Below are 23,729 nucleotides of genomic sequence, written 5' to 3'. Positions count from 1 at the left end.
ATATGAACAGGTGAATTGGCTAAAAATATTCACTCTATACAGCTGCGACAGAATTAAGAAAAGAGAGGAGGAACTTCATGAACATCAGTCAACTTGAAACGCTTATCATGATTTCCAAAACTATGAGTTTCCGAAAAGCCGGAGAACTTCTCAATTTAACGCAGCCCGCGGTGTCCGCCCAGATCAAAAGCCTGGAGGACGAATTCAAAACCATTCTGATTGACCGCAATCAGCCCGTCACCCTGACCGACCGGGGAACTGTCTTTTTAGAGCACGCCGAGCGCATATTGGAGATAGTCGAGGAATTACGGCAGAAATTGTACGATCTAAACGAAACTCCGCAGGGGCATATTGCGCTGGGTACGACCACATCCATCGCCATTCAAATTTTACCGCGCGTGCTTTCGTACTTTCAGGATCAGTTCCCGCTCATCAAAACCTCCATTCAATCTATGGCCTCCTCCATGATCTATCAGCAGGTGGAGAACGGACTTATTGATGTAGGGATCGGCTATCTGATCGAACGGAATCCGAATTTGAGCACTTCAGTTCTGTATTATGATTCCTTTGAGCTTGTCGTGTCCCCTACGCATCCGCTGGCCTCCCAACCGCACGCTACCATTGAAGCCCTTCGGGAAATCCCGCTTATTCTGCTCTCACCCGATACGGTAGGACGGAAATTCGTGGACGATGTATTTAAAAAGCACCAGATCGTGCCTCACGTTGTAATCGAGTTGTCCAGCAGTGAGGAAGTCAAACGGATGGTCGAAATTAATCTGGGCGCTGCCATTATCTCCAGACTGTCGGTCACTTCCGAGCTGCGTACAGGCACATTAAAAATGATCCATATTCCCGAGCTGGAGGTTAGTCATCCGGTAGGAGTGATTTATAAATCCGGCCGATATCTAAACTCAGCCATGCAGCAATTTTTAAGTGATTTGAAAGGGATGCCGGAAACGAATTTTACCAGTTCTGAATAACGTAATTCGCTATGAACACCCTACGGAATATGAACCTTGATTATGAAAGGAAGAAAGGCTATGAAATTTGATCTGCACACCCATCATTTCCGTTGCGGTCATGCGGACGGCAACATTCGGGATTACATTGAAGCTGGCATTCAGTCTGGCTTGCAAGTGATTGGCATTTCGGACCACTCCCCTTTCCTGGGCAGCGAGCAGGATCAGGCTTTTCCGAAGATTTATATGGCAAAATCTCAGCTTGCCGAGTACGTTGAAGAGGTGCAACAGCTTAAACAGGAATACGCAGGCCGCATTGACGTCCTGCTCGGATTGGAAACCGATTATTTTCCTGATTATGCGGAGCTGTATCGTTCCACGCTGGCTCCATATCCGTTTGATTACCTCATTGGGTCGGTCCACAGTGTTGAAGGGGACAGCATTTTTAACCGTAGCCGTTGGAAAAAAATAAGTGATGCTCGCAAAATCGAGGTTAAGCAGGCCTACTATTCACTCATTCAGGAGTCTGCGCGAAGCGGGATGTTCCAGATTTTGGGTCATATTGACGCAATGAAGGGAAATTTCCCGGCTTTTTCAGATATTCCTGCCGATGAGGCGATTGATGAAACCTTGCGGGTGATTGCAGAATCCGGCGTGGCCATTGAAATTAACACTTCGGGTAAAACCAAGCTGAGTGGCGGATGGTACCCGTCTGCATCTATTTTAGAAAGAGCGCACCATTTTGGCGTAGAGGTTACCTTTGGATCAGATGCGCACAAGCCTTCGCGTGTAGGTGAGGATTGGGACGAAGTGAAGGCGATGCTGAAGGATATTGGCTTCCGCGAATGGGTTTATTTTAAGGAAAAACGCAAAATTTCCGTAGAGCTTTAATGGCGCTTTAAGCTTTATTTAGAGTGGGAATCGCCGCTCCGCAAATCATTTGATCTTACGATCGCTGTTGCAATGGAATTCTTGGAAATTGTATATTATAAAGTAAGAATCCCATTGCAAAGGCGAACGCTTGCGCTTCTCCAGATTCAAATCCTTCGCTCCGCTACCAACCACCTTAAAACATACAGCTCCACTATTTTAAATAAACGACATCTATGTGTGAGGAGAACTACATATGCATTTAGAAGATCCAATGGACAAACTCAAAAAAATAAAGTATGACATCACGCGTTTTATGCTAATCTATAAATTCGCACTCGACGAAATGGAAACCAAGATTGAAATATTAAAGCAGGAATTTCAGGCCCTGCACGATTATAGCCCAATTGAGCATACCAAATCACGGCTCAAATCTCCTGAAAGCATTATGAATAAAATGCTTCGGAAAAATAGCGAGCTTTCCCTCGATGCTGTCAAAAATCAAATTAAGGATATCGCCGGACTGCGTATTACCTGCTCTTTTATTTCTGATATTTATGATGTCAGCAACATGCTTCAGAGCCAAAATGACTTGAAAGTGCTGGAAATCAAGGATTACATCAAAAATCCCAAACCAAACGGCTATCAAAGCCTGCATTTGCTGATCCAAGTCCCTGTATTCATGTCAGATTGTCAGGAGCTAGTCTGTGTAGAGGTACAAATTCGAACGATTGCGATGGATTTCTGGGCAAGTCTGGAGCATAAAATCTTTTATAAATATAACCAGTCCGTTCCCGAAAGCCTGACACGTGAATTAAAGAATGCGGCAGACTCTGCTAATGCGCTTGACCTCCAAATGGAACGGCTGCATCGTGAAATCAAGGAGATTAAAGACGCGAGAGGCGAAGAAGACTCCATTGAGGAGCTTCGGAAGATCATGATTAATAATCAGCAAATTGCGGTGCCAGCCAATTTTTTGAAGCTTCTCGGAGAGTAAAAGGATAGGTTTCGTTGGTGATCCACCGCTACGCGAATGATTTGATCTTACGATCGCTGTTGCAACGGGATTCTCTGGATTTTATAAGTCCTTTAAAGGGTAGAATCCCATTGCAAAGGCGAACGCTCACGCTTCTCCAGATTCAAATCCTTCGCTCCGCTACCAATCGCCTCTTAGCCCTCTTAAGCATATTCCACACCTCTATAAAATGGATTTTCAATAAGCATCTGTAGGCTGATCCAATCGCCTGCAAGTGTCTTTAGAAACAGTTTACCGCCAATTAATCTTCCTGTTCTATACATACACACTCCTCCTTTGCAAAACAGTTAATAGCCAGATATATGACAGTCGACTTCATCCTCAGCTCTTTCAATTGCTTGGATTAAAGTTATTTCAGGTGCACCCTGTTTGTATTGAATAGCCTTTTCACATGTACCTCCTGCCCCTGCCCACTCCCAATACAGATGAATGTCTACGGACTCCAGAAAATATACAGATAATGCTTCAACAGGATTTGCGGCATACAACTCTGTAAATTCCTCGTCTGTAAGCCGATGATGCCGAAGATATTCACTTTTCATGTTGCAGAGTAGATTAAAAATGTCTTGTTCGTTAATATAAATAGAACGGGCAATGAACTCATTGCGCCTTTCAACCGAGTTCAGTATGATTTGCATAGCGTTACGGATGTGCTCATCTTCGGAGCTGATATGGAACATTTGAATGAGATCGTTCGTGGTCAATTTGGGATTAAACGGAGCTGGCTCTATAATTCGTGTCCACACATTATTCTTTTCTTTCTCAAATACTTCAATAGCATCTGAGACATTATAGCCAATCGTTTGCCATTTACGGTTCAAAGCATCGGTGATGTGATAATAATGTATCTCTTTTTCATCGTTTCCCTCTTCTTGTGGCCAAACTGGTTCCATGCGAGCGATGTCCAGAATGTGTTGTTTGTTGACCTTATTTCCTAGTGTGCTCATATGTATCTCCCCCGATTCTTTTTTGGTAAAATGGCAACAGCAAAGCCAAGGATATGATGCATATCCCCTTGTTAAGATAAATAGTATATAAATTATTTATTATACGTTCCTTAGTATATACTATGGATAGTATAATGTCAATGGAGGTTTTAAGTTTGCTAAAGGTTAAATTGAAGCTACATATAGTTATGAAAAATAAAGGCATTACTCAGACAAAGTTGTCTCAATTAACAGGAATCCGCCAAGCTACGATTTCGGACATGTGTCGTAATGCAAGACAGGAAATTAGCTTTCCCGTAATCGAAAAAATCGCCCATGCTCTGGAGATCACAGACTTATCAGAATTAATCCAGTTAGAAGAAGAGAACTAATTTCCTCATGTAAAACTATTATTTGCAACAAATCTCGGAGGCATCTATTTAATGTTAAAAATCAAAATTAAACTCAAGGAAGTTTTAAAAACAAAAGGAATCACCCAAAAAAACTTAGAAGCTATGACAGGGATACCCCAATCCAGAATATCTACTCTTTGTAGCGGCAACCGACAAGAAGTTAACTTACTCATGCTTGAAAAAATCGCTCATGCTCTGGATATCACAGACTTATCGGAGTTAATCCAGTTAGAAGAAGAGAACTGACAGCATAATTCAAGCCAGGAGATAATCTAATATGGAACTATATAAGTTGAACTAAAAAATGTACAAGTAAAACGGAGTAGGCGGAATGGTGCTGTACAAGCGAAGCGGTCGCTTTTGTCCCCGGATTTCTACCTTGATCATAGGCCTTATTTCTGAAATCCGGGGGCGGTGGCGATGGGAAGCACCATCCGTCTGCGTAGTGGCACGATAAGTAACTTTCAAGTTCAACTTATATAGTCATAAAATTAAAACGTCATATGAATCATAGGAATCGCCTGTAATCGCAAGTAGCTGCAATAGAAACACAAAAAAAGAGGACCCGAAGCTTCGGGTCCCAGCAACATTTATTATTCAAAAGGGGGTCATGTCTGTATTGTACCCGTCCTGTGTTAGAGTTGTTTTGCAGTTATGTTTCATCTTTGTAACAAAATATCCCTTTTCCATTTCTACGCATAATCCCCTTGGGTAATCGAAAACACCAATACATTGGGCACCTCTCCTGAAGGATCATAGGAACGAATGATGCGGAGCAGACGCAGCTTATTTTTGACAAGCACACGCACGGAAGCCTGATTATCCTCTTGGCAACGACCTTCGATTCGCTTGAGCTTCAAAGACCCGAAACCAAATTTCAGCATCACTTCCACGATCTCTGTAGCCAATCCCTGTCCCCAGAATGGACGATCTAAAATATAGCCCAGTTGCGCCTCACCTGTCCCCTCATTCCATTGCTGAAACGAAGCGATACCGAGCAGCTGTGAAGGGGTAACGCCTGTAGTTCTTCCATCCCATTCCACCGCAAAGTGCAAGGAATCCAAAGAATCCCCAGCTACTTTGATTTGGGCAACCAGACGCCGCATTCGTGCGTAAACAGGCTTGCGAATTCGATTCACGTATCGGATGACTAAAGGATCGGACAGCATTCGCTCCAGTGCGGGATAATCCTCCGCTCTCAGCTGGCGTAATCGGACACGATGGGTGTAAAGCTCCGGCAGTCCTGAACGAAGCATTTCTTTAGTCAGCACATGGACCCCTCCTGCGGATGGATTGGCTTGCTGGAATGAATGTTTTCCACATTAGTCCAGGTCCTGAATTCCCCGGTAAATGCCTGTGCGCAACTCACGAATATAATACGACAACGAAGGGACATCGGCTTCCTCTGCTTGTTTGACTGCCAGCTCTATATCGTAAGGTACGCGTACAAAATGAATGGAAAATGGGGTAGCTTGCTCTTCTCCCAGGTTTCCTTCCAGAATACAGTACGAAGCCTGGGTGACGTCCAGCGGATTCCCAACACTCCCGACATTAAATAGCGTCTTCCCCTGGAAATGCTGAATAAAGGCATTATGTACATCTCCATAGCCCACCACATCCGGGGCAAAAGCATCTTTTCCATTCTCCTCAGCCAACGGGTCAAACATGGCTAATCTTTTTTCCGGCTCATCCCAAGGCTGCACACGATGATACACGCTTTGGGGCGAAGCATGCACCAGACGGATACGACGACCGCTCATCCTGAAATCATAATGAAACGGTAACTGTGCCAAATACTGTACTCGTTCTGTACCCAAGCGCTCGGCTTGCCAGCTAAAATTGAGATCATCGGTAATGCTGACCAGTTCATCCCAATTTCCCCGCACGACAACTTCACAACGTTGACGGACAGCATCCAGAACCTCACACGGACTAGGCCCTTTGCCGATCAGATCCCCCAAACAAAACACACGGCCAATGCCTCGGGAAGCAATATCCTCCAGCACCGCCTCACAGGCAGGCCAATTGCCATGAATATCCGAAATGACAGCAATACGCTCCATCTGAGCCTCACTCCTTTGTCCGAAACAGCTACATCCTTTACTATATTCAAGCCTTCCTTGTGCAGCCCCAAGCATATACGGGTAAAGATAAAAATATAATGGCCTATTGACCAGATTTTAGCGTAATGACACTAAGCTCTGGTCTGCACAGCACACGAATCGGCAGCTTGGTCATGCCAACCCCTCTGCTGACATAAAGCGGCATCCGGTCCGCCCCTACATGAAACAATCCCTGAATGTACTTGCGTCCACCCGGAGGCGGCATCGCTGCTCCGATGACAGGCAAACGCACCTGTCCTCCATGCGTATGCCCTGACAGTTGAAGGTCAAAGGACATTCGCGCCGCCACATCCGCATAATCCGGCTCATGCATCAGCAGTAGCTTGCACATCTCAGCGGGAAGTCCATGAATGGCACGCCGCGGATTAGGTTTTCCCATGATGTTATCCTCTAAACCAACCATTGCCACACGCTGTCCCGAGCGCTCCACAACCACGTGTTCGTTCCTCAGCAGCGTAAATCCGGTCTTTGGGTATAATTCCTGTACTCCGGCTGGCAAGCCTCTATAATCATGATTGCCCAAGATGGCGAATTTACCAAGAGTCGCGTGCATGGAAGCCATAACCGGAACAGCAGCCTTCATGGATATTGCATAGTCATCCACAATATCACCTGTAAAACAGAGCAAATCTGGCTCCAGTCCTGCAATCCGGTCCGCAAGATCGCGCAGATCCTGCTCATCCATATGAAAACCCAAATGTACATCACTGAAATGTACGACCCTGATACCGTCAAAAGCAGTCGGTAGACGGGGCAGAGACAAGGTGAAGCGTGTAATTTCCAAATGATTAGGCTCCCATAAGGAAGCATATCCTCCAGCCAAAAGCGCGGTTCCCGCTGTGGCTAAAGCCGCTTTTTTCAAAAAACGGCGGCGGGAAGGATTGGCCGGCTCATTTGAAGTGGAACGCCGCGAAGAACCGGGAGGGGTTGCGGCCTCATTGTACGGACCATCCTGACTCTCGCGGCGGGTTTGCGGCGTTTTCTCCATATGCGTGTCCCCTTGCTATTTATTCCTCTAGCTCACTATTCTGTAATTCTTGCTTCCCTGGAAACTCTAACGATTAGTGGACAACCACGGTACCGCATAGTCTACCAAATCGCGTTGCCTCGCTAAAAAGCATGAAGCCTCTCCGATGTTGACCCGCGTAAAGCACGTAGGGCAATCCCGTTCAAAATCATACCCCAACTGCTCAAAGTCATCTGAGGTAATATTAAAGTCCTCAAAAGTAACCCACATTTTGACTCCATCCACTATCATAGGAGCTTGATGCGTGATTTTTTCACGTCCGTTATACGCTGCTCGATATTCCGCTAAATGCAAAGACGTATTGCTGTCATGTCCGCAGCCCAGCAGCAGGACGTAAGCATCAGCCTCGTACAGCTTCCCCAGCGGTGAATGCTCACCCAGCCCAAAGTCAAGCCGATGATCTGACAGCAATCCCGAAGCGGCAGGTCCACGCGCTGCCAGGGAAACGTGCGGATGCCCGCTGCGCTCTGTTCCCGGCAGACCTCGGAATGTTTCTACAATAACACCCATCCCCCCGGTCAGCGTCCAGCCCGGATCATATGCGGGCATTTCCTCACGCACAAGCTCCCACCACGACTCATCCAGAGGTGGGTTCATCCAGGTCGACGGATCAGTCAAGTCATGGGACTGTGTCGGCATCACCAGCGTCCCTTCCGGACCAATCGCTTCCGTTAATGCCGCAAGAATGGCGGAGGCACCGCCTGGAACAAAGCGCCCGAAGCTGCGCATCGAAGAGTGAACAAGCAGCGTCATGCCGTTCCGAACTCCCAGTTCCTGTAAGCCCCTCATTACATCCGACCTGGTGACAGGTCGATTCGTTATCGGTTGCACAGTCACCTGCCCTGCCTCCTTTTCTCCAAAAACGATACACAATACCATAATTATACCATAAGTGCGATATTACTCTCCTCCCTCATGTTCCCCTCCACCTCTTATGAACACAAAAAACAGGCTTTCTCCGATTGGAAAAAGCCTGTTTTGGTTTTGATGTCATCTTTGCTGGCTCGTGCTATACAGTCAACCAACGCTTGAACATATGCTTGGTCGTTTGCTTGTTCATTTCGGCAATGGAGGTTGTCAACGGAATGCCTTTCGGGCAAGAACGTACGCAGTTTTGCGAATTACCACAGCCCTCCAGCCCGTCGTCCGTCATCAATGCATCCAGCCGCTCCTCCTGATTCATTTCCCCTGTCGGGTGGCTGTTAAACAGGCGAACCTGAGATATCGCCGCAGGTCCAATGAACGTTGTCTTCTCGTTGACATTTGGGCAAGCCTCCAGGCAAACCCCGCAGGTCATGCACTTGGACAGTTCATACGCCCATTGACGCTTTTTCTCCGCCATTCTGGGGCCAGGGCCCAGATCGTAGGTGCCGTCAATCGGAATCCATGCTTTGACCTTCTTGAGTGCGTTAAACATCCGGCTGCGGTCGATGATCAAATCCCGCACAACCGGGAATGTGTTCATCGGTGCAATCGTAATCGGCTGTTCCAGCTTATCAACAAGCGCAGCACAGGCCTGACGCGGCTTGCCGTTAATCACCATCGAGCAGGCTCCGCATACTTCCTCCAGACAGTTCGACTCCCAGCATACCGGGGCAGTCTCTTTACCATGGCTGTCTACCGGGTTGCGCTGAATTTCCATCAGCGCGCTAATCACATTCATGCCCGGGCGATAGGGTAATTCGAATTCTTCCGTATATGGACTGGCATTCGGTTCATTCTGACGGGTCACAACGAACTTCACTGTTTTATTCGATTTCACTACTTGCTCCGACATCTAAAATACACTCCCTTCTATTACTTGTTCTTGGAATAATCTCGAATACGCGGCTTGATCAGTGAAACGTCCACGTCTTCATATGAAATTTGGGGTCCTTCCGGTGTCCAGTCTGCAATGGTTGTTTTCAGGAACTCCTCATCGTTACGATCCGGGAAGTCCGGCTTATAGTGAGCTCCGCGGCTTTCATTGCGCAGCAGCGCCCCCTTGGTCATCGCTTCAGCCAGCTCCATCATATTCCACAGCTGGCGTGTAAACGCCGCACCCGCATTGTTCCAGCGCGAAGCATCATTGATGTTGATGTTGGCATAACGCTCCTTCAGCTCTTTGATCTTCTGGATCGTAGCTTCCAGCTTGTCGTTATAACGAACGACAGTCATATTGTTCGTCATCCATTCGCCCAGCTCTTTGTGAAGAACATAAGCATTTTCTTTTCCGTTCATATGCAAAATACGCTCGTACTTCTCCGTCTGCTGTTTTACCGCTGCGTCGAACACGGAGGAAGCTACATCCTGGGTGGATTTTTTTAAGCCCTTAATGTATTCCACAGCCTTCGGTCCAGCCACCATCCCGCCATAAATAGCTGACAACAACGAGTTTGCACCCAAACGGTTGGCTCCATGATACTGGAATTCACATTCCCCGGCAGCAAACAGCCCCGGTATATTCGTCATCTGATTGTAATCGACCCACATGCCACCCATTGAATAATGCACAGCCGGGAAAATTTTCATCGGGATTTTACGAGGATCGTCACCGACGAATTTTTCATAAATTTCAATAATACCGCCCAGCTTCACGTCCAGCTCTTTCGGGTCCTTGTGGGACAGATCGAGGTAGACCATATTCTCGCCATTAATGCCAAGTCCTTCATCGACGCATACGCTGAATATTTCACGTGTCGCAATATCGCGTGGAACCAAATTTCCGTAAGCCGGATATTTTTCTTCGAGGAAATACCACGGCTTGCCGTCTTTGTACGTCCAAATACGACCGCCCTCTCCCCGTGCCGACTCAGACATAAGACGCAGCTTGTCATCCCCTGGAATAGCCGTCGGATGAATCTGGATAAACTCACCGTTCGCATAGCGTACGCCCTGCTGATACACCGCGCCGGCAGCCGTGCCGGTATTAATCACGGAATTTGTGGTTTTACCAAAAATAATGCCGGGACCACCCGATGCCAAAATAACGGCATCCGCTGCAAAAGTTTTCACTTCCATCGTGCGTAAATCCTGCGCACAAATACCACGACAGCTACCTTCATCATCCAGTACCGCCTGTAAAAACTCCCAATTTTCATATTTGGTCACCAAGCCATCGGATTCCCAGCGCCGTACTTGCTCATCCAAAGCATACAGGAGCTGCTGACCTGTCGTCGCTCCAGCAAAGGCTGTCCGATGATGCTGGGTACCGCCAAAGCGACGGAAATCCAGCAATCCTTCCGGTGTCCGGTTAAACATAACACCCATGCGGTCCATGAGATGGATAATCCCCGGAGCCGCTTCGCACATTGCTTTTACCGGAGGCTGGTTGGCCAGAAAATCCCCGCCATAGACCGAATCATCAAAATGAATCCAGGGTGAGTCTCCCTCGCCCTTGGTATTCACTGCCCCGTTGATGCCGCCTTGAGCACAAACGGAGTGGGATCTTTTGACCGGAACCAAAGAAAATAAATGAACGTGGACTCCTGCCTCTGCCGCCTTGATCGTAGCCATCAGACCCGCCAGACCGCCGCCCACGACAATAATGTTGGATGCTGCCATTTCTGCTCACTCCTTGTTTTCAGGATTTTAGCCAAATCCCCTTTTCCCATTGAAAATAGAATCTGCAAACGATGTAATGCAAACGATATATAGTGTAAATTCATTTTTTACAGTAGCTGTTGAATAGCGCTGCTTTGTATCAAAGCGGTAGCCGTTTCCTGGAATTCCGCGCTGCGGAATGCAAACAGGGAAGCGATAAAACCGAGGGATACCACCACGAACAGGGTCATGCAAATATAGGAGGATACCTTTTGCGCACGTGGTCCCACGGTGATACCCCAACTGACCATAAATGCCCATAGCCCGTTAGCAAAGTGAAAGGATGCCGAAACAACGCTGATTAAATACAGAATAAAATAGACTGGGTTCGTTACAATGCCGTGCATTACACCGCCCAGCTCCTCATGTGTTACATTACCCAGAGCCACCTGAATACGTGTATCGAACACGTGCCAGATAATGAACACGAACGTAATGACGCCGGTAATACGCTGGAACAGAAAGCGCCAGTTACGCGAATAGCCAAAATTTTTGACATTCGGATCAGCCTGGTAAGCAATATACAAGCCATAAATTCCGTGGAACAATAATGGCAAGTAGATGAATAACGTTTCAAGTACAATCACCAGCGGCAAACCATTCAGGAAGGCCACACTGCGATTGAATCCTTCCTTGCCTCCCTCCACTGCAGTGAAGTTCGTCACCAAATGCTCAACAAAAAAAAGAGCCAGCGGGATGACGCCAAGAAGCGAATGCAGCTTTCTGGAATAGAATCCTTTCATCTAGGTAATGCTCCCTTCTCCAATAATAGCGTTTTCAATGTTAGTAATATAACATATAAAATGACAGTTTCCGACAGGAAATGTCCAACAAGGTGTCCCTTATAAGGAAAATCAAAAGTGTGAACATCTTGTGTCGCTTTTATGTTACTCCTTTTCGGCTTATAATGGAATTGCAATATACGTATTAATTATTATGTCTTTTTTGCATATAGAGAGGAAGTGAATGATATGTTTGAGGACTTGAATGCCTTTGCTGTCATTGTCGAGCAATCCAGCCTGAATAAAGCCTCCAAACTGCTTAATCTGTCCCAGCCCGCCCTGTCCCGTAAAATCGCCAAGCTGGAGGAAGAATTGGGTGTGCAGCTCTTTGATCGACGGGGCAAACGGCTCGAAATTACGTCAACCGGACGATTTGTATATACCTTCGCACTGGAGCAACGGCAACGACAGCTCCGCTTTTTGCAAAAGCTGTCCCGGCACAAAAACGAAGCCCAAAGCATGCTCACCCTGGGCGCAAGTCTCACGACACTCCAAACGACGCTGCCCACCCTCGTCGAAGCTTTCATGAGCAAGCATCCCCAAACCGAGCTGAAGTTACTCACAGGCAAAACTCATGAAATCGTCGCTTTTGTACGTGACAAAAAAGCAGACGCCGGTGTTGTCGGGTCTGCCATTCATGAGGCCGGACTGCGTTGCATTCCGCTATTTGACGATCATTTGGAGCTGGTCGTTCCGCTAGGACATGAATTAACAGCCAGAGCAGGAACGGCCTCGATGAAAGACCTGCAGGGTTTGCCAATGATTATTTTCTCCAAAGGAACCTGGTATCGCAGCTTGACAGATGATTTGTTCCAGCGCAGCGGCATCATGCCCGATATCCGGATGGAAATCGACTCCTTCGAGGCCATTGTTCGCCTGCTTCCAACCTGTAAGGCTTCTGCGTTACTGCCCAAATCCTATTTGCGCAGCGAACTGCTGCGGGATAATGGACTCACTGCGCTGTTCTTACCGGACTTGAAGGAGACACGCCGAACGACGTCTCTCATTTATTCAGAGACGGCAGATCTCAGCTCGACAGCGCGAAGCTGGATTAGCGAAACACGCGCGTCGTTTGCCGGCTATCGTATGGTGTAGCACGGTTAGCCTTCTTCATTGACGTTAACGACCTCATCCTCGAAGCGGGCGATATTGTCATTGGAACCGATGATGACCATAATATCGTCCGCTTTTAGCCGATCCATAGCCGTTGGCGCAATGAGAATACCGTTCGCCGTATGAAGAGCCACGATACTGCAGCCAAAGCGGGTACGGGCATTCAGCTCTGATAACGTTTTGCCATTGAGGCATGCGGGTACATTTAGTTCCACAATGCTGTATTCCTTGGATAGCTCCAAATAGTCGAGCAAATTAGGCGTAACCAGCTGATGGGCCACCCGTATTCCCATATCCCGTTCAGGATAAATGACACGGTCCACACCGAGCTTTTCCAATGCCCGTCCGTGCAGCACAGATATCGCTTTGGCTACGACTTTTTTTACACCCAGCTCTTTCAGCAAAATGGTGGTTAGAATGCTTACCTGAATGTCATCCCCAATAGCAACAATACCGCAATCGAAATTACGGATACCTAGCGACCGCAACGAATCCTCATCGGTAGCATCCGCTACAACAGTATGCGTCAGCAGCTCACTCATGCTGTCTACAACGTCCTCATTGCGGTCGATGCCAAGTACCTCGCACCCCATATCCACCAATTGCAAAGCCAGGCTTGAGCCAAACCGTCCCAAGCCAATAACTACAAACTGCTGCGTTTTCATATCTACTCGAAAACTCCCCTATCCTATAATCATTTTGCCTTCCGGATGCCGATATAATTCCTTACCCTTTTTGGGGCCAAGTGCATAAGCCAGCGTGAGCGGTCCGAGTCTACCTGCAAACATCGTCAGAGTAATCACCAGCTTGCCAACAACGGTCAAATCAGGTGTAAGCCCCATCGACAATCCCACCGTTCCAAAGGCAGACACCGTTTCAAACAAAATCATCAGAAAATGATGATCTTCGGTGGCAGACAAAATCATCGTTACCCCAATCACGAACAACAGTCCCAACAGAGTAATGGTCAAAGCCTTGTAAATTCGTGCTTGCGCAAGCCGATACTTGAACAATACAATATCTTCCCGACCTCGCAGCATAGAAAACACCGCTCCAACGAGTAGCGCGAACGTTGTCGTTTTAATCCCGCCACCAGTGGAGCCAGGGGAAGCCCCTATGAACATCAGTATAATGATGAAAAACTGCGTAGCCTGCCGCAGGCTTGCGATATCCAGCGTATTAGCACCAGCGGTACGAGGGGTTACCGACTGGAATAAAGATCCCAGCAGCTTGCCTCCCCAATCGAGCGAGCCTAATGTGTTTGGATTCGTAAACTCGAAAACAAAGATGACAAGGCTACCGACTACAATCAGTGCAGCCGTCATGCTAAGTACCACCTTGGTATGCAAGGTCAGTCTCTGACGTTTGCGATATTCTGCCAGATCCGACATCACCACAAAGCCGATGCCTCCCGAGATAATCAAAAACATAGCGGTAAAATTAACGACGGGATCATATACATAACCTGTCAGGCTGCGAAAGTGACCGAATAAATCGAAACCAGCATTGTTAAACATGGAAATCGCATGCCAGATTCCAAAATAAATCGCCCTGCCTACAGGCATGTCAAAGGACCAGCGAACCGCAAATATCGTAGCGCACACGCCCTCAATGACCAGTGAATACAATAACACCTTACGGATCAAGCCGATGATCCCCTCTACAGAGGTCTGATTCATCGCCTCCTGCAAAATGAGACGCTCCCGCAAGGAGATGCGACGCTTGAACACCAGCGCGATCAGGGTTGCCATGGTCATAAAACCGAGACCGCCGACCTGAATGAGCGCAGCGATCACCACCTGACCGAAGGTTGTAAAAAAAGTCCCCGTGTCCTTAACGACAAGTCCTGTGACACAGGTCGCGGAAGCCGCTGTAAACAAAGCGTCTATAAACGCAAGCGGCTTCCCCGTTGTATTGGAAATCGGCAGCATTAACAATAAACTACCTATAAGTATGATAACGGCAAAGCCCGCAACAAATATCCGCGGTGGAGAAAGCCGAAGCCAGCCGGCATTGGGGTTCATGAATCATCACTTCTCCTACTCCTTAAAACTATAAAAACAGTGATTTAATACGGTGTAAGCCCGCTACGCGGTCCATTTAAATCTGGAGAAGCGTTAGCGATCGGAAGATCAAATGGACCGCGCAGCGTCCTTAACTCAGCAAACTTTTATTTTCACACTTATACACAAAAAAAGACACCGGAAAACCGAGTGCCTGACTGGGTCCCTGTCACAGCCTACGAGGTTAGCTGACGGATTCGGGCAGCACAGTATGCCCTATTCACACGTCCAGTACGAGACCGGCTGTAAAATTCACCCCAGTAACAATGGTTCCCCCGTTTTCCTATGGAAATTCGGCTCAAATGTATGGCGTTACCTATTGATTTTATAGGCATTGCCTCAAGATTATAATCCTTCTGTATCCAGATCACAAAACCGATTTTGTCTAAAAAACGTTAATTTGGCTTTATTTTGCGAATAGGCAGCGTTTAATCGCAGTTTATCTTATTTTATTGAAACTTTAGGGTGCTTTCACTCCATTTTCATGAATATCACAGCTGTGTTGGCGGGAACCTGTGCAGTATGATATCTTTAATGGATGCACTTATTTACAGATTAAGGAGGAAACTCATGAATCCTATCGGGAAACCGGTCGTGCTCTCGGCCAACTTCAAAAGATTAGGCTTGTTGGGCGGGATTGGCCTGATTTGCTTTTTTATCTTTCAATTGCTGATTCCCTCGCTTAGCAATCCAAGTCCAGAATCATTGATGAGCACAGCGACGATCAGCAAACAAGAAGCGGTTAACCACGCATTAGACTTCGCTCGCTCCGAGCTGGGCTATACAGAATCACCGCCAGAAATGCCTGTCGTCACCTATCAGGCTGAAACGGATTTGTACGGTTATTTATCCAGAGAAAAACTGCTTCAACAGTACGACCGTACATGGAAAAAAAGCTACCCTTACGAAACTTTTCGGGTCGATATCCCAGATCCTTCCACGAAGGGAAAATTGCAAATTCATGTGGATTTATCGACTGGCAAAGTCGTTAGCTTTAAACGAATGACCTCCAGTACCAATTACGCACAAGCCGATATTTCTACGGATGAGCAAGCGCGCAGCAGGCTTGTTCGTGCGGCTGAGGGCGACATGACGCTTGAAGCAAAAGAGCAGGCAGCCTCTGTATGGGTCAAGCGCTTTGGCTTTAAGCCGTCGGACTTGAAGCTCGTGACCAACGAAGGGGAGGGTGGATTAAAGTATACCGTGGACGGAAAACAAATCGGCTCCTCGGTACTTACACTGGCGTTTACTTTTGAAGATGGGGATGTTCGCTCGTTTACACAGAGCTTTTCTGCCCCATCGTCCTATACCGATTATGTCAAAAAGCAAACCTACTGGGCCAACTGGATGACCTATGCGGGTTATGCCTTGTTTACCTTCGTATTGGCCGTACTCGCGATTGTCTACGCGTCTCTCACACGACGCCACACTTCCTTTGTACGCGGCATTGTTTTGTCCGTTGTGTATTTTGTTGCTACTATGGCAGGGACCTTGAACATGCTGCCTTTACTGCAAGCAGAAGCAGGCAGCCGGGGAATGCTTATATTTCTCATGGTTTTCCAGGTTGGTGTTTCCTTCGCTATGACCGTAGCACTCTATTTCTCCCTGGTCGGCGGTGACGGGCTTATGCGTCAGGTTGGACTGAATGCATGGCCACGTGCCAAAGAGCCGGGCTACGGGCTGTATGTGCTTCGCAGTATGTATGTTGGTTACCTGTGGGCCTTTATTTTACTTGGAGTACAATCCATTTTGTTCTTTGTACTGGAACGTACCTTCAATACGTTCTCCACAACAGATGCCACGCAATCTCCTTACAATATGGCTTATCCATGGTTATTGCCGATTATGGCCTGGATGGCTGGTATTGGGGAGGAGGCCGTATACCGTCTGTTCGGTATTCCGATGGTGAAAAAAATAGTGAGGAACACTTTTGTCGCTTGCCTGATCACCACGCTTATATGGGCACTGGGGCACACACTGTATCCGATCTATCCGGTGATTTCCAGACCTATTGAGCTGACCTTCCTCGGATTGCTGTTCAGCTTTGTGTTCCTGCGTTACGGCTTTATCGCTGCCATGTTCAGCCACGTTATTTTTGACAGCATTCTCATGGGCTTTAGTGTGATGAGTTTGGGAGATACCGTGAACCTGAGCGCAGGTTTGTTCTGGATCTTACTTCCAGCCATTGTGGGTTACGTTTTTTACTGGTTTAGTCCAAAAAAGCCTAATCGAATCATGTTTGAGCCTATTAAAAAAGAGGAGCCGTATACTACGACTCCTCCTCCCGAAGGGCAGCTATAATCTGACGCGCAAGCTTATCACCAATAGAGAGAGGCCGGAAGTCTTCGACGCTGGCCTCTCTTATTTTTCTGAGGGACCCAAAATGCTTAAGCAGCAGCTTGCGCCGCTTCTCGCCAATGCCCGGAATGGAATCCAGACGGGACGTTATCATGGACTTGCCGCGTTGCTCCCGGTGGAAGGTAATCGCAAAACGGTGAACCTCGTCCTGAATTCGTTGCAGCAGATAAAATTCTTCGCTATTACGAGCCAATTTCACAGCCTCACTGGATTCTCCCACCAGTAGCTGGGAAGTTCTGTGTTTGGCATCCTTCACGAGACCACACACCGGAATGAATAAACCAAGCTCATTTTCCAGTACATCAGTCGCCGCCTTAATTTGCCCACGCCCACCATCGACAACAATCAGATCGGGTCGCTCCAGATTTTCCTTCAGCACACGCTCATATCGGCGCCGAATAACCTCACGCATCGTTTCATAGTCATCTGGCCCCTGCACAGAACGGATTTTATATTTCCGATACTCCTTTTTGGCAGGCTTGCCGTCAATGAACACAATCATGGCTGATACAGGGTCAGAGCCTTGTATGTTGGAATTATCAAACGCCTCCACCCGATGCAAGCGATCCAGTCCAATTGCATGCCCCAGATTGCTCGCAGCCTTGGATGTCCGCTCCTCGTCCCGCTCGATCAGCTTAAACTTCTCATCCAAAGCGACACGTGCATTTTCCGTTGCCATCTCGGTCATTTGTTTTTTCAGACCACGCTGTGGTACAAACACCTTTACATCCAGCCATTCAGCCAGAGCAAGGGCTGCTGTAGCCGGTTCCTCCAGCCCGCCGGAGAGCTGGGCTTCTGTTTCTGGATGTGCTGACTCCGCATAAGAAGCTCGTTCCTCAGCCACCAGAAGTGTATCAGCAGGACGTTCTGAAGCAGGTTCTACACTCTGCCCATCCTGTTCCGTCTGCTTTACCAGCTTGGATGTATCGGGCAGCAAAATTTCCTGCGGTACTGCCGGGTTGTCACTGTAATATTGCGTCACATAGGACATAAAATCGCTGTAAGCCTCTCCGTAGAAAGGAAAAGTCGACATATGCCGCTCGATCATTTTACCCTTGCGAACATATAGGATTTGCACACACATCCAGCCCTTGTCTACCGAAAACCCGAACACATCTCGGTCCTTGGCATCAGAGGTTGTGATTTTCTGCTTTTCCATCATGGCGTCAATACTGATAATCTGATCCCGCAGCTCCTTGGCACGCTCAAAATACAGCTCCTCTGCGGCCTCCTGCATTTTACGCTGGAGATCTTTTTTAATTTCCTCATGTCCCCCGCTCAAAAAAGAAGCAATCTCCTGACCAATCTGGTCATACGTTTCCTGATCAACTTCTTTTACACAGGGTCCCAAACATTGATGCATGTGATAATACAGGCATACTTCCTTGGGCATCACACCGCACTTGCGCAGCGGATACATGCGATCCAACAGCTTCTTCGTCTGATGTGCCGCGTAGGAGTTGGGATAAGGCCCAAAATATTTTGCTTTATCTTTCAGAACGCGCCGGGTCACCTCCAGCTTGGGGTGGGCCTCGTTCGTAATTTTCAAATACGGAAAGGTTTTATCATCCTTCAACAGCACGTTATAGCGCGGCTGATACTTTTTGATCAGGTTGCACTCCAGAATGAGCGCCTCCATATTACTGGCTGTTACGATATATTCAAAATCACGAATATCGGCAACCAGTCGCTGCGTCTTGCCATTATGGCTGCCTGTAAAATAGGAACGGACCCGGTTTTTCAACACTTTGGCCTTGCCGACATAAATAATGGTGCCTTCGCCATTCTTCATCAGATAACAACCTGATGCATCCGGCAGTAACGCTAATTTATGCCGTATGTTCTCCAGCGCCTTCTCCTGATCGTGCAAGTCCTCCGTAAAAGATTTCATCCGCCCGGTTCCCCCTTCCATTCTTAAATGACTGCTTAACTACGATATAATATATAGGAATAATACGCAAAAAACGCCCCCGGTATATACAACCGGAGGCATTGACCAATCACGGCCGCTCCCCAGACCCCCGCAGGAGCATGGGTCACATGCAATGATTATTGGTGTTTGGTAAGCATGTTTTTCAGTGCTTCTTTTGAGTTCAAACCTACCACTTTATCAACAGGCTGTCCGTCTTTGAAGACGATCAGAGTAGGAATGCTCATAACGCCGAAACGAGAAGCAGACTCTGGATTTTCATCCACGTTTACTTTCGCGATTTTGACGCTGTCGCCCACCTCTGTGGACAGATCCTCCAGAATAGGAGCGATCATTTTGCAAGGACCGCACCATGGCGCCCAAAAATCAACCAAAACGGTTCCTGTGCCTTCGACTTCTGCGTTGAAGGATTGATCGGACACGTTAACAATTGCCATTGTATGTTCCTCCTTTATAGAAAAGTCAAGATTATTATAACCTGTAATGTCTTTTTCGACACCTATTAATTATATCACAATAGTTTTTTAATTGTAAGATATCAAAATAGCAGACGGGTGCCCCTTTACCCCCGCTGGTTTTTCCCCTTCACAGTAATGATATCAACAAAAGGACGAATCCGGTCCATCAAACGTTGTCCCTTGTACAATTCCTCCCCATCCTTGCTCGTAAAGCTGAGATGCTTCTCCAGCCCATCCAACGTGTAATTGGAGGTATAAAAGGTGGGCTTGCGGTTCATTCGGTAATTCAAAATAGAGCCCATCACATGATCCCGTACCCAGGGGCTTAAATTTTCGGCCCCAATATCGTCAAATACGAGCAGGTCACAATTTTTTAGCATTTCGGTCGTTTCCTTCAATTTCTGCCCATCCTGAATCATGGACTTTAAGTCCTCTACAAAATCAGGCATATACACGATCACACCGTTCAGCCCATACAAGGCCAGCTCGTGCAGCAAGTATCCCATTAAAAAGGTTTTTCCCGTACCAAATGTACCTTCCAGATACAGTCCTTTTTTTAACAAACCCTGGCTTTTGGTTTCTTCAATATAGCGGAATACCTGATTAACTGCGGGTACCCGCTGCAAGTCCTTGCGCGCAATTTCAACGGCATTATATCCTTCCAGCAGCGCGCGCTCATCTACATAAAAGCTTTTAATTCGCTGACGCACCCGTTGTTCATGTTGGGCAGCAACCAGCTTGGCGCACGGGGTCCGAATGTCCACGATTTCCGCTGTTCCATTCGGATATTCCACGCCCAGCTTGCAAAAATGGCCCTGAAAATCGTTAGGACACCGTTCCAGCCCCGGGCAATTGTCACAATTTCGACGATCCCGGGCATACTGAAAGAGCATGCTCATATTGAGTCGCAATTGCGCTTCGTCCACATCAGGATGCGCAGTGCAAAATTCCTGCACCAGCGGATCATTGAGTACCTGATCGGCCACATTGCGCGTGCGCTGGCGGAACGAAGGGTTCTGCATCTGCTGTAGCAAATCGCCCAGTGATTCCAAGAACACTCCTCCTTTCTAAAATGTGCAGAGTTATGGGGGGAGAGACGCTTCGCGGATGGATCATTCTTACGATCGCTGTTGCCACCGGACTTTTTGGATTAAGTTTCAATGGTAAAAATCCGGTGGCAAAGGCGAACGCTATCGCTTCTCCAGAACGATTCCATCCGCTTCGCTACCGACCGCCATAAAGTCGACACATTATTGAATTGGCTTCGCTTAATAAGTTAAGGACTAAAAACTTGACACCTTAAAATCTATCTACACCTTTTTCTGTTTACCCGATTGCATACGCTCGGCCAGGCGCAGCAGTTCGTCCAGTTCTTCCTCGGATACGGATTCCTCGGAAGGCTGGTCTTGTACGATCGGAATGGATGGCTTGGCAGAGCCATTATTTTTGGCATACGAGCGGGAGCGGCCGCCGGTAGAAGAAGCAGAAGACTGTTTTCCCTTTACCTTGGCTTGATCCCGTATATATTGAACGGCCTTTTCATAAGTATTTACCTGCTTAAGCAGCATGTTGGAAGCAACGGCCTCGACAAAATTGCGGTTGATCCGTTGATCACTCCCCGACACGAGCAGCGACATCAAGTAATGGATAAGAACGTTGATGACTTCACCCTGCAGCTTGTAGCTGATATCAATTTTTTCGAATATATCCAGCAGGTTACCGGGAACCGTGCCGGGGAAAAAGGTTTGCAGCAAACGGCGATAAGGCTCGTTGCGTAACATCATATTATATTGGTGAATGTCACACTTGGCTGTGAACTGTGGTGGCACCTCTACATAAAATTCCATTTCTACCGCTTGCTCTACGGGCGGCTCTTCAGATGGAGAAGCTTCCCTCTGGCGTAAAGCAACCACCTTGGCGGCCTGCACCTGCTGTTCCTCCTGACGCTTCCGATCCTGCCTGGATTGCTGGCTAGCGCGAAGCTGAAGCTCGTCGAGCAGCAAATCGCCTGCTTCGGTAAAAATACCGTCCTCATCCAGCAGACGGCTGATGTCCTGTACAGATAGATCAAATTTGCGGACAACGTAATTCACCATGCCTAACTGCTCATGATCAAAACGCAGACGCTCCACATGCTTGCGATTGACGGATTCACGCGGAAAACGGAGAATGATGTCTGCATAGTTCAGCGCTTCCTCCGACTCTGACGTTAATGCCCCAGTCTGACGGCCTGTGGACACTTCGGACAGCGCCTGCTCCAGCTCATAATCTATAACATGGGTGTTCAGCTCAAACAGCTCATAAAACGGAACCGAAATATTCTCTTTATTATAGGAAGATTGCGACCATTCGCTAGATTCCCTGCTCCACAACGATTCTCTCAGAGAAAGCACCGCAAACTTGCCGATTTTGTCTCTGAGCAAAAGGGTGAGATGCTGCGTTCTGAAAAATTCGGCAGGTGAGAGCGGCGGCTGCAGCTCATATTCATACATGTAATCGTCCGTTTCGGGCGCATACAGCCTGGACGTCTGCAACAGACCAACAGCCTCCAGCTTGGAGGTCTGTTCAATCAAATACTTGCGTCCCTTCTCACTCGGCTCCAGTCCCAGTGTCAAAAAAAGTCGACGCTGCTGTTCCAGCGGCGAATACCCAATCTGTCCGACTGGCACATGCTGGAACAACAGTCGATATAGACTGACCGCAAATGCACCTACCATCGGCTGATAGACGCTTCCCAGCATCAATTCATCCAATGCGCTCAAGCCAAATTCCCGATAAACGCAGTAGCGGTGGTTCTCAGTATAGTGCAGCAGGTTTTTCATCCGCATCCCAACATTCTTCCTTTCCTGACATAACGGTCTCCAAGATGTTTTTCTATTCTATCATACTTGCCCTCTGCTGGGACGAACAAAATAAGGGCAATTGTTCTCCATTTTGGCAGCCGTATTCGTCTGTGTTCTCCTTTTTTCGCGAATACTAACTATTTTATGACTTTGTGACCTGCATCACGGCAAAAATAAAATTCTTCACACTTCTTTCATTGGTGAAAAGTTTTACTTTGAGCTACAATATAATGGTTAAGCATCACGGATTGAATGCAAAGTAGATAGATTGAAGTACACATCATTTCGGCTGTGCCGATTATCATTTACAGATTGCAAAGGAGTGTAGATCGTGAATCAACATCAACCTCAACAACACCCGGCAACACCCAACGAAGTAGCCTCCACACTGGAGGGCTGGTATGCGCTTCACGATTTCCGGTCCATCAACTGGACGGCATGGAAAACGGCAGACGATGAGGAGCGCGCCGGAGCGTTGGACGAGCTTCAAGAATTTATGAAGGAATGGAGCGCTACCGAGGAAGCGGGTCTGGGCAGCTCTGCTGTCTATACGATCGTTGGACAAAAGGCTGATTTCGTTATGCTGCACCTGCGTGAAACGCTGGAAGATCTCAATAAGCTGGAAAATGATTTCAACAAGACAACCTTCGCCAAATATACAACTAAAACCTACTCTTATGTGAGCGTGGTGGAGCTGAGCAACTATTTGAGCAAGGATGAAGATCCAATGCAAAATCCGCAAATCGTCGCTCGCTTGAAGCCTGTTTTGAACAAGGCCCGTTATATTTGTTTCTATCCGATGAACAAAAAACGTGATCTGGACGACAACTGGTACATGCTTTCGATGGACGAGCGCCGTACCCTGATGCGCAGCCACGGTTTGATCGGACGCAGCTACGCCGGCAAAGTGAAGCAAATCATTTCCGGCTCCGTTGGCTTTGACGATTGGGAATGGGGCGTAACGCTGTTCTCCGATGATGCCCTGCAATTCAAGAAGCTCATCTACGAAATGCGTTTTGACGAAGTGAGTGCCCGTTACGGTGAATTCGGCTCCTTCTATGTCGGCAGCGTGTTGAATGAAGAAACATTCGAAGACATGCTGAAGCTGTAAAATGGGAAAGGTGTAACAGCTATACAAGAACAAGAAAATGAGGATTTCGTACTTCCCGCTCAGGGGACTACGGAATCCTTATTTGATTTTGATCTCCGCCTGCTCTTTCATTATACAACGCATTGGGAGTATGAG

Annotated in this window: 23 protein-coding genes and 1 riboswitch; of the genes, 9 read left to right on the top strand and 14 right to left on the bottom strand. The window is 47.5% G+C overall.

From position 1 onward, the window contains the following. Window positions 1–77 precede the first annotated feature (77 nt). From B4V02_RS05045 to B4V02_RS05035, 3 genes are all read left to right on the top strand, one after another. Window positions 78–980 (top strand): LysR family transcriptional regulator, encoded by a 903-nt coding sequence (locus tag B4V02_RS05045; protein ID WP_007431893.1) that lies wholly within the window; start codon window positions 78–80, stop codon window positions 978–980. A gap of 60 nt (window positions 981–1,040) precedes the next feature. Then, window positions 1,041–1,850: a histidinol-phosphatase gene (locus B4V02_RS05040; protein ID WP_007431894.1), complete on the top strand. Its 810-nt coding sequence runs from the start codon at window positions 1,041–1,043 to the stop codon at window positions 1,848–1,850. Between the two features lie 235 nt (window positions 1,851–2,085). After that, window positions 2,086–2,826, top strand: coding sequence for a GTP pyrophosphokinase (locus B4V02_RS05035; protein WP_094153970.1), 741 nt, complete (start codon window positions 2,086–2,088; stop codon window positions 2,824–2,826). Window positions 2,827–3,152: 326 nt separating this feature from the next. Here B4V02_RS05035 and B4V02_RS26260 read toward each other — a convergent pair whose 3' ends face one another. Beyond that, entirely contained in the window at window positions 3,153–3,812 is a 660-nt protein-coding gene (locus tag B4V02_RS26260; RefSeq protein WP_094153969.1) for a hypothetical protein, read from the bottom strand. Window positions 3,813–3,967: 155 nt separating this feature from the next. On the opposite strand from B4V02_RS26260, the gene B4V02_RS05025 reads away from it, so the two are divergent. After that, the gene (locus B4V02_RS05025) at window positions 3,968–4,183 is read left to right on the top strand and encodes a helix-turn-helix domain-containing protein (RefSeq protein ID WP_010347876.1); all 216 of its coding nucleotides are present in this window, start codon (window positions 3,968–3,970) and stop codon (window positions 4,181–4,183) included. Between the two features lie 51 nt (window positions 4,184–4,234). Further along, on the top strand, window positions 4,235–4,450 hold the full coding sequence (locus B4V02_RS05020; RefSeq protein WP_094153968.1) for a helix-turn-helix domain-containing protein: 216 nt from the start codon (window positions 4,235–4,237) through the stop codon (window positions 4,448–4,450). 446 nt (window positions 4,451–4,896) lie between these two features. On the opposite strand, the gene B4V02_RS05015 is transcribed toward B4V02_RS05020, so the two are convergent. The 7 genes from B4V02_RS05015 to B4V02_RS04985 all read right to left on the bottom strand — a co-directional run bounded on the left by B4V02_RS05015 (window position 4,897) and on the right by B4V02_RS04985 (window position 11,679). After that, window positions 4,897–5,475, bottom strand: a complete 579-nt coding sequence (locus tag B4V02_RS05015) for a GNAT family N-acetyltransferase (protein ID WP_007431896.1) — start codon at window positions 5,473–5,475, stop codon at window positions 4,897–4,899. Window positions 5,476–5,526: 51 nt separating this feature from the next. After that, entirely contained in the window at window positions 5,527–6,267 is a 741-nt protein-coding gene (locus B4V02_RS05010) for a metallophosphoesterase family protein (protein ID WP_094153967.1), read from the bottom strand. A gap of 103 nt (window positions 6,268–6,370) precedes the next feature. Continuing rightward, window positions 6,371–7,315, bottom strand: coding sequence for a metallophosphoesterase (locus B4V02_RS05005; protein ID WP_094153966.1), 945 nt, complete (start codon window positions 7,313–7,315; stop codon window positions 6,371–6,373). Between the two features lie 66 nt (window positions 7,316–7,381). Beyond that, complete coding sequence (locus tag B4V02_RS05000) at window positions 7,382–8,191, bottom strand: AAC(3) family N-acetyltransferase (RefSeq protein WP_094156939.1); 810 nt, start codon at window positions 8,189–8,191, stop codon at window positions 7,382–7,384. A gap of 172 nt (window positions 8,192–8,363) precedes the next feature. Next, window positions 8,364–9,131 carry a succinate dehydrogenase iron-sulfur subunit gene (gene sdhB, locus B4V02_RS04995; protein WP_094153965.1) on the bottom strand — a complete coding sequence of 256 codons (768 nt, stop codon included), beginning with the start codon at window positions 9,129–9,131 and terminating at the stop codon, window positions 8,364–8,366. A gap of 20 nt (window positions 9,132–9,151) precedes the next feature. Next, window positions 9,152–10,897 carry a succinate dehydrogenase flavoprotein subunit gene (sdhA, locus tag B4V02_RS04990; RefSeq protein ID WP_094153964.1) on the bottom strand — a complete coding sequence of 582 codons (1,746 nt, stop codon included), beginning with the start codon at window positions 10,895–10,897 and terminating at the stop codon, window positions 9,152–9,154. A 107-nt stretch (window positions 10,898–11,004) separates the two neighbouring features. Next, window positions 11,005–11,679 carry a succinate dehydrogenase cytochrome b558 subunit gene (locus tag B4V02_RS04985; RefSeq protein WP_094153963.1) on the bottom strand — a complete coding sequence of 225 codons (675 nt, stop codon included), beginning with the start codon at window positions 11,677–11,679 and terminating at the stop codon, window positions 11,005–11,007. A gap of 228 nt (window positions 11,680–11,907) precedes the next feature. On the opposite strand from B4V02_RS04985, the gene B4V02_RS04975 reads away from it, so the two are divergent. After that, window positions 11,908–12,813, top strand: coding sequence for a LysR family transcriptional regulator (locus tag B4V02_RS04975; protein WP_094153961.1), 906 nt, complete (start codon window positions 11,908–11,910; stop codon window positions 12,811–12,813). A gap of 5 nt (window positions 12,814–12,818) precedes the next feature. On the opposite strand, the gene B4V02_RS04970 is transcribed toward B4V02_RS04975, so the two are convergent. Together B4V02_RS04970 and B4V02_RS04965 are read right to left on the bottom strand one after the other, a co-directional pair. Beyond that, the gene (locus B4V02_RS04970) at window positions 12,819–13,496 is read right to left on the bottom strand and encodes a potassium channel family protein (protein ID WP_094153960.1); all 678 of its coding nucleotides are present in this window, start codon (window positions 13,494–13,496) and stop codon (window positions 12,819–12,821) included. An 18-nt stretch (window positions 13,497–13,514) separates the two neighbouring features. Then, a complete protein-coding gene (locus B4V02_RS04965) occupies window positions 13,515–14,855 on the bottom strand; it encodes a TrkH family potassium uptake protein (RefSeq protein WP_094153959.1) in 1,341 nt (446 codons plus the stop codon). 198 nt (window positions 14,856–15,053) lie between these two features. After that, window positions 15,054–15,203: riboswitch (cyclic di-AMP (ydaO/yuaA leader) on the bottom strand. 261 nt (window positions 15,204–15,464) lie between these two features. On the opposite strand from B4V02_RS04965, the gene B4V02_RS04955 reads away from it, so the two are divergent. Then, window positions 15,465–17,195, top strand: a complete 1,731-nt coding sequence (locus B4V02_RS04955) for a CPBP family intramembrane glutamic endopeptidase (protein ID WP_094153958.1) — start codon at window positions 15,465–15,467, stop codon at window positions 17,193–17,195. On the opposite strand, the gene uvrC is transcribed toward B4V02_RS04955, so the two are convergent. From uvrC to dnaI, 3 genes are all read right to left on the bottom strand, one after another. Next, entirely contained in the window at window positions 17,164–19,143 is a 1,980-nt protein-coding gene (gene uvrC, locus B4V02_RS04950; RefSeq protein ID WP_094153957.1) for an excinuclease ABC subunit UvrC, read from the bottom strand. The genes B4V02_RS04955 and uvrC overlap by 32 nt on opposite strands. A gap of 158 nt (window positions 19,144–19,301) precedes the next feature. Then, window positions 19,302–19,619 (bottom strand): thioredoxin, encoded by a 318-nt coding sequence (trxA, locus tag B4V02_RS04945; protein ID WP_007431909.1) that lies wholly within the window; start codon window positions 19,617–19,619, stop codon window positions 19,302–19,304. Window positions 19,620–19,744: 125 nt separating this feature from the next. After that, a complete protein-coding gene (gene dnaI / locus B4V02_RS04940) occupies window positions 19,745–20,692 on the bottom strand; it encodes a primosomal protein DnaI (protein WP_094153956.1) in 948 nt (315 codons plus the stop codon). 32 nt (window positions 20,693–20,724) lie between these two features. On the opposite strand from dnaI, the gene B4V02_RS25820 reads away from it, so the two are divergent. After that, window positions 20,725–20,880 carry a hypothetical protein gene (locus B4V02_RS25820; RefSeq protein ID WP_157739707.1) on the top strand — a complete coding sequence of 52 codons (156 nt, stop codon included), beginning with the start codon at window positions 20,725–20,727 and terminating at the stop codon, window positions 20,878–20,880. 70 nt (window positions 20,881–20,950) lie between these two features. Here B4V02_RS25820 and B4V02_RS04935 read toward each other — a convergent pair whose 3' ends face one another. Next, window positions 20,951–22,468, bottom strand: a complete 1,518-nt coding sequence (locus B4V02_RS04935; protein ID WP_094153955.1) for a replication initiation and membrane attachment family protein — start codon at window positions 22,466–22,468, stop codon at window positions 20,951–20,953. Between the two features lie 346 nt (window positions 22,469–22,814). Here B4V02_RS04935 and hemQ point away from each other — a divergent pair, with 346 nt between their 5' ends. After that, window positions 22,815–23,594 (top strand): hydrogen peroxide-dependent heme synthase, encoded by a 780-nt coding sequence (hemQ, locus tag B4V02_RS04930; protein WP_094153954.1) that lies wholly within the window; start codon window positions 22,815–22,817, stop codon window positions 23,592–23,594. Window positions 23,595–23,729 lie beyond the last annotated feature (135 nt).

This window comes from Paenibacillus kribbensis (genome assembly GCF_002240415.1).
Classification (GTDB): domain Bacteria; phylum Bacillota; class Bacilli; order Paenibacillales; family Paenibacillaceae; genus Paenibacillus; species Paenibacillus kribbensis.
Note: the sequence above shows the minus strand (reverse complement) of the source record. Positions and strands in the feature narration are given on the sequence as shown.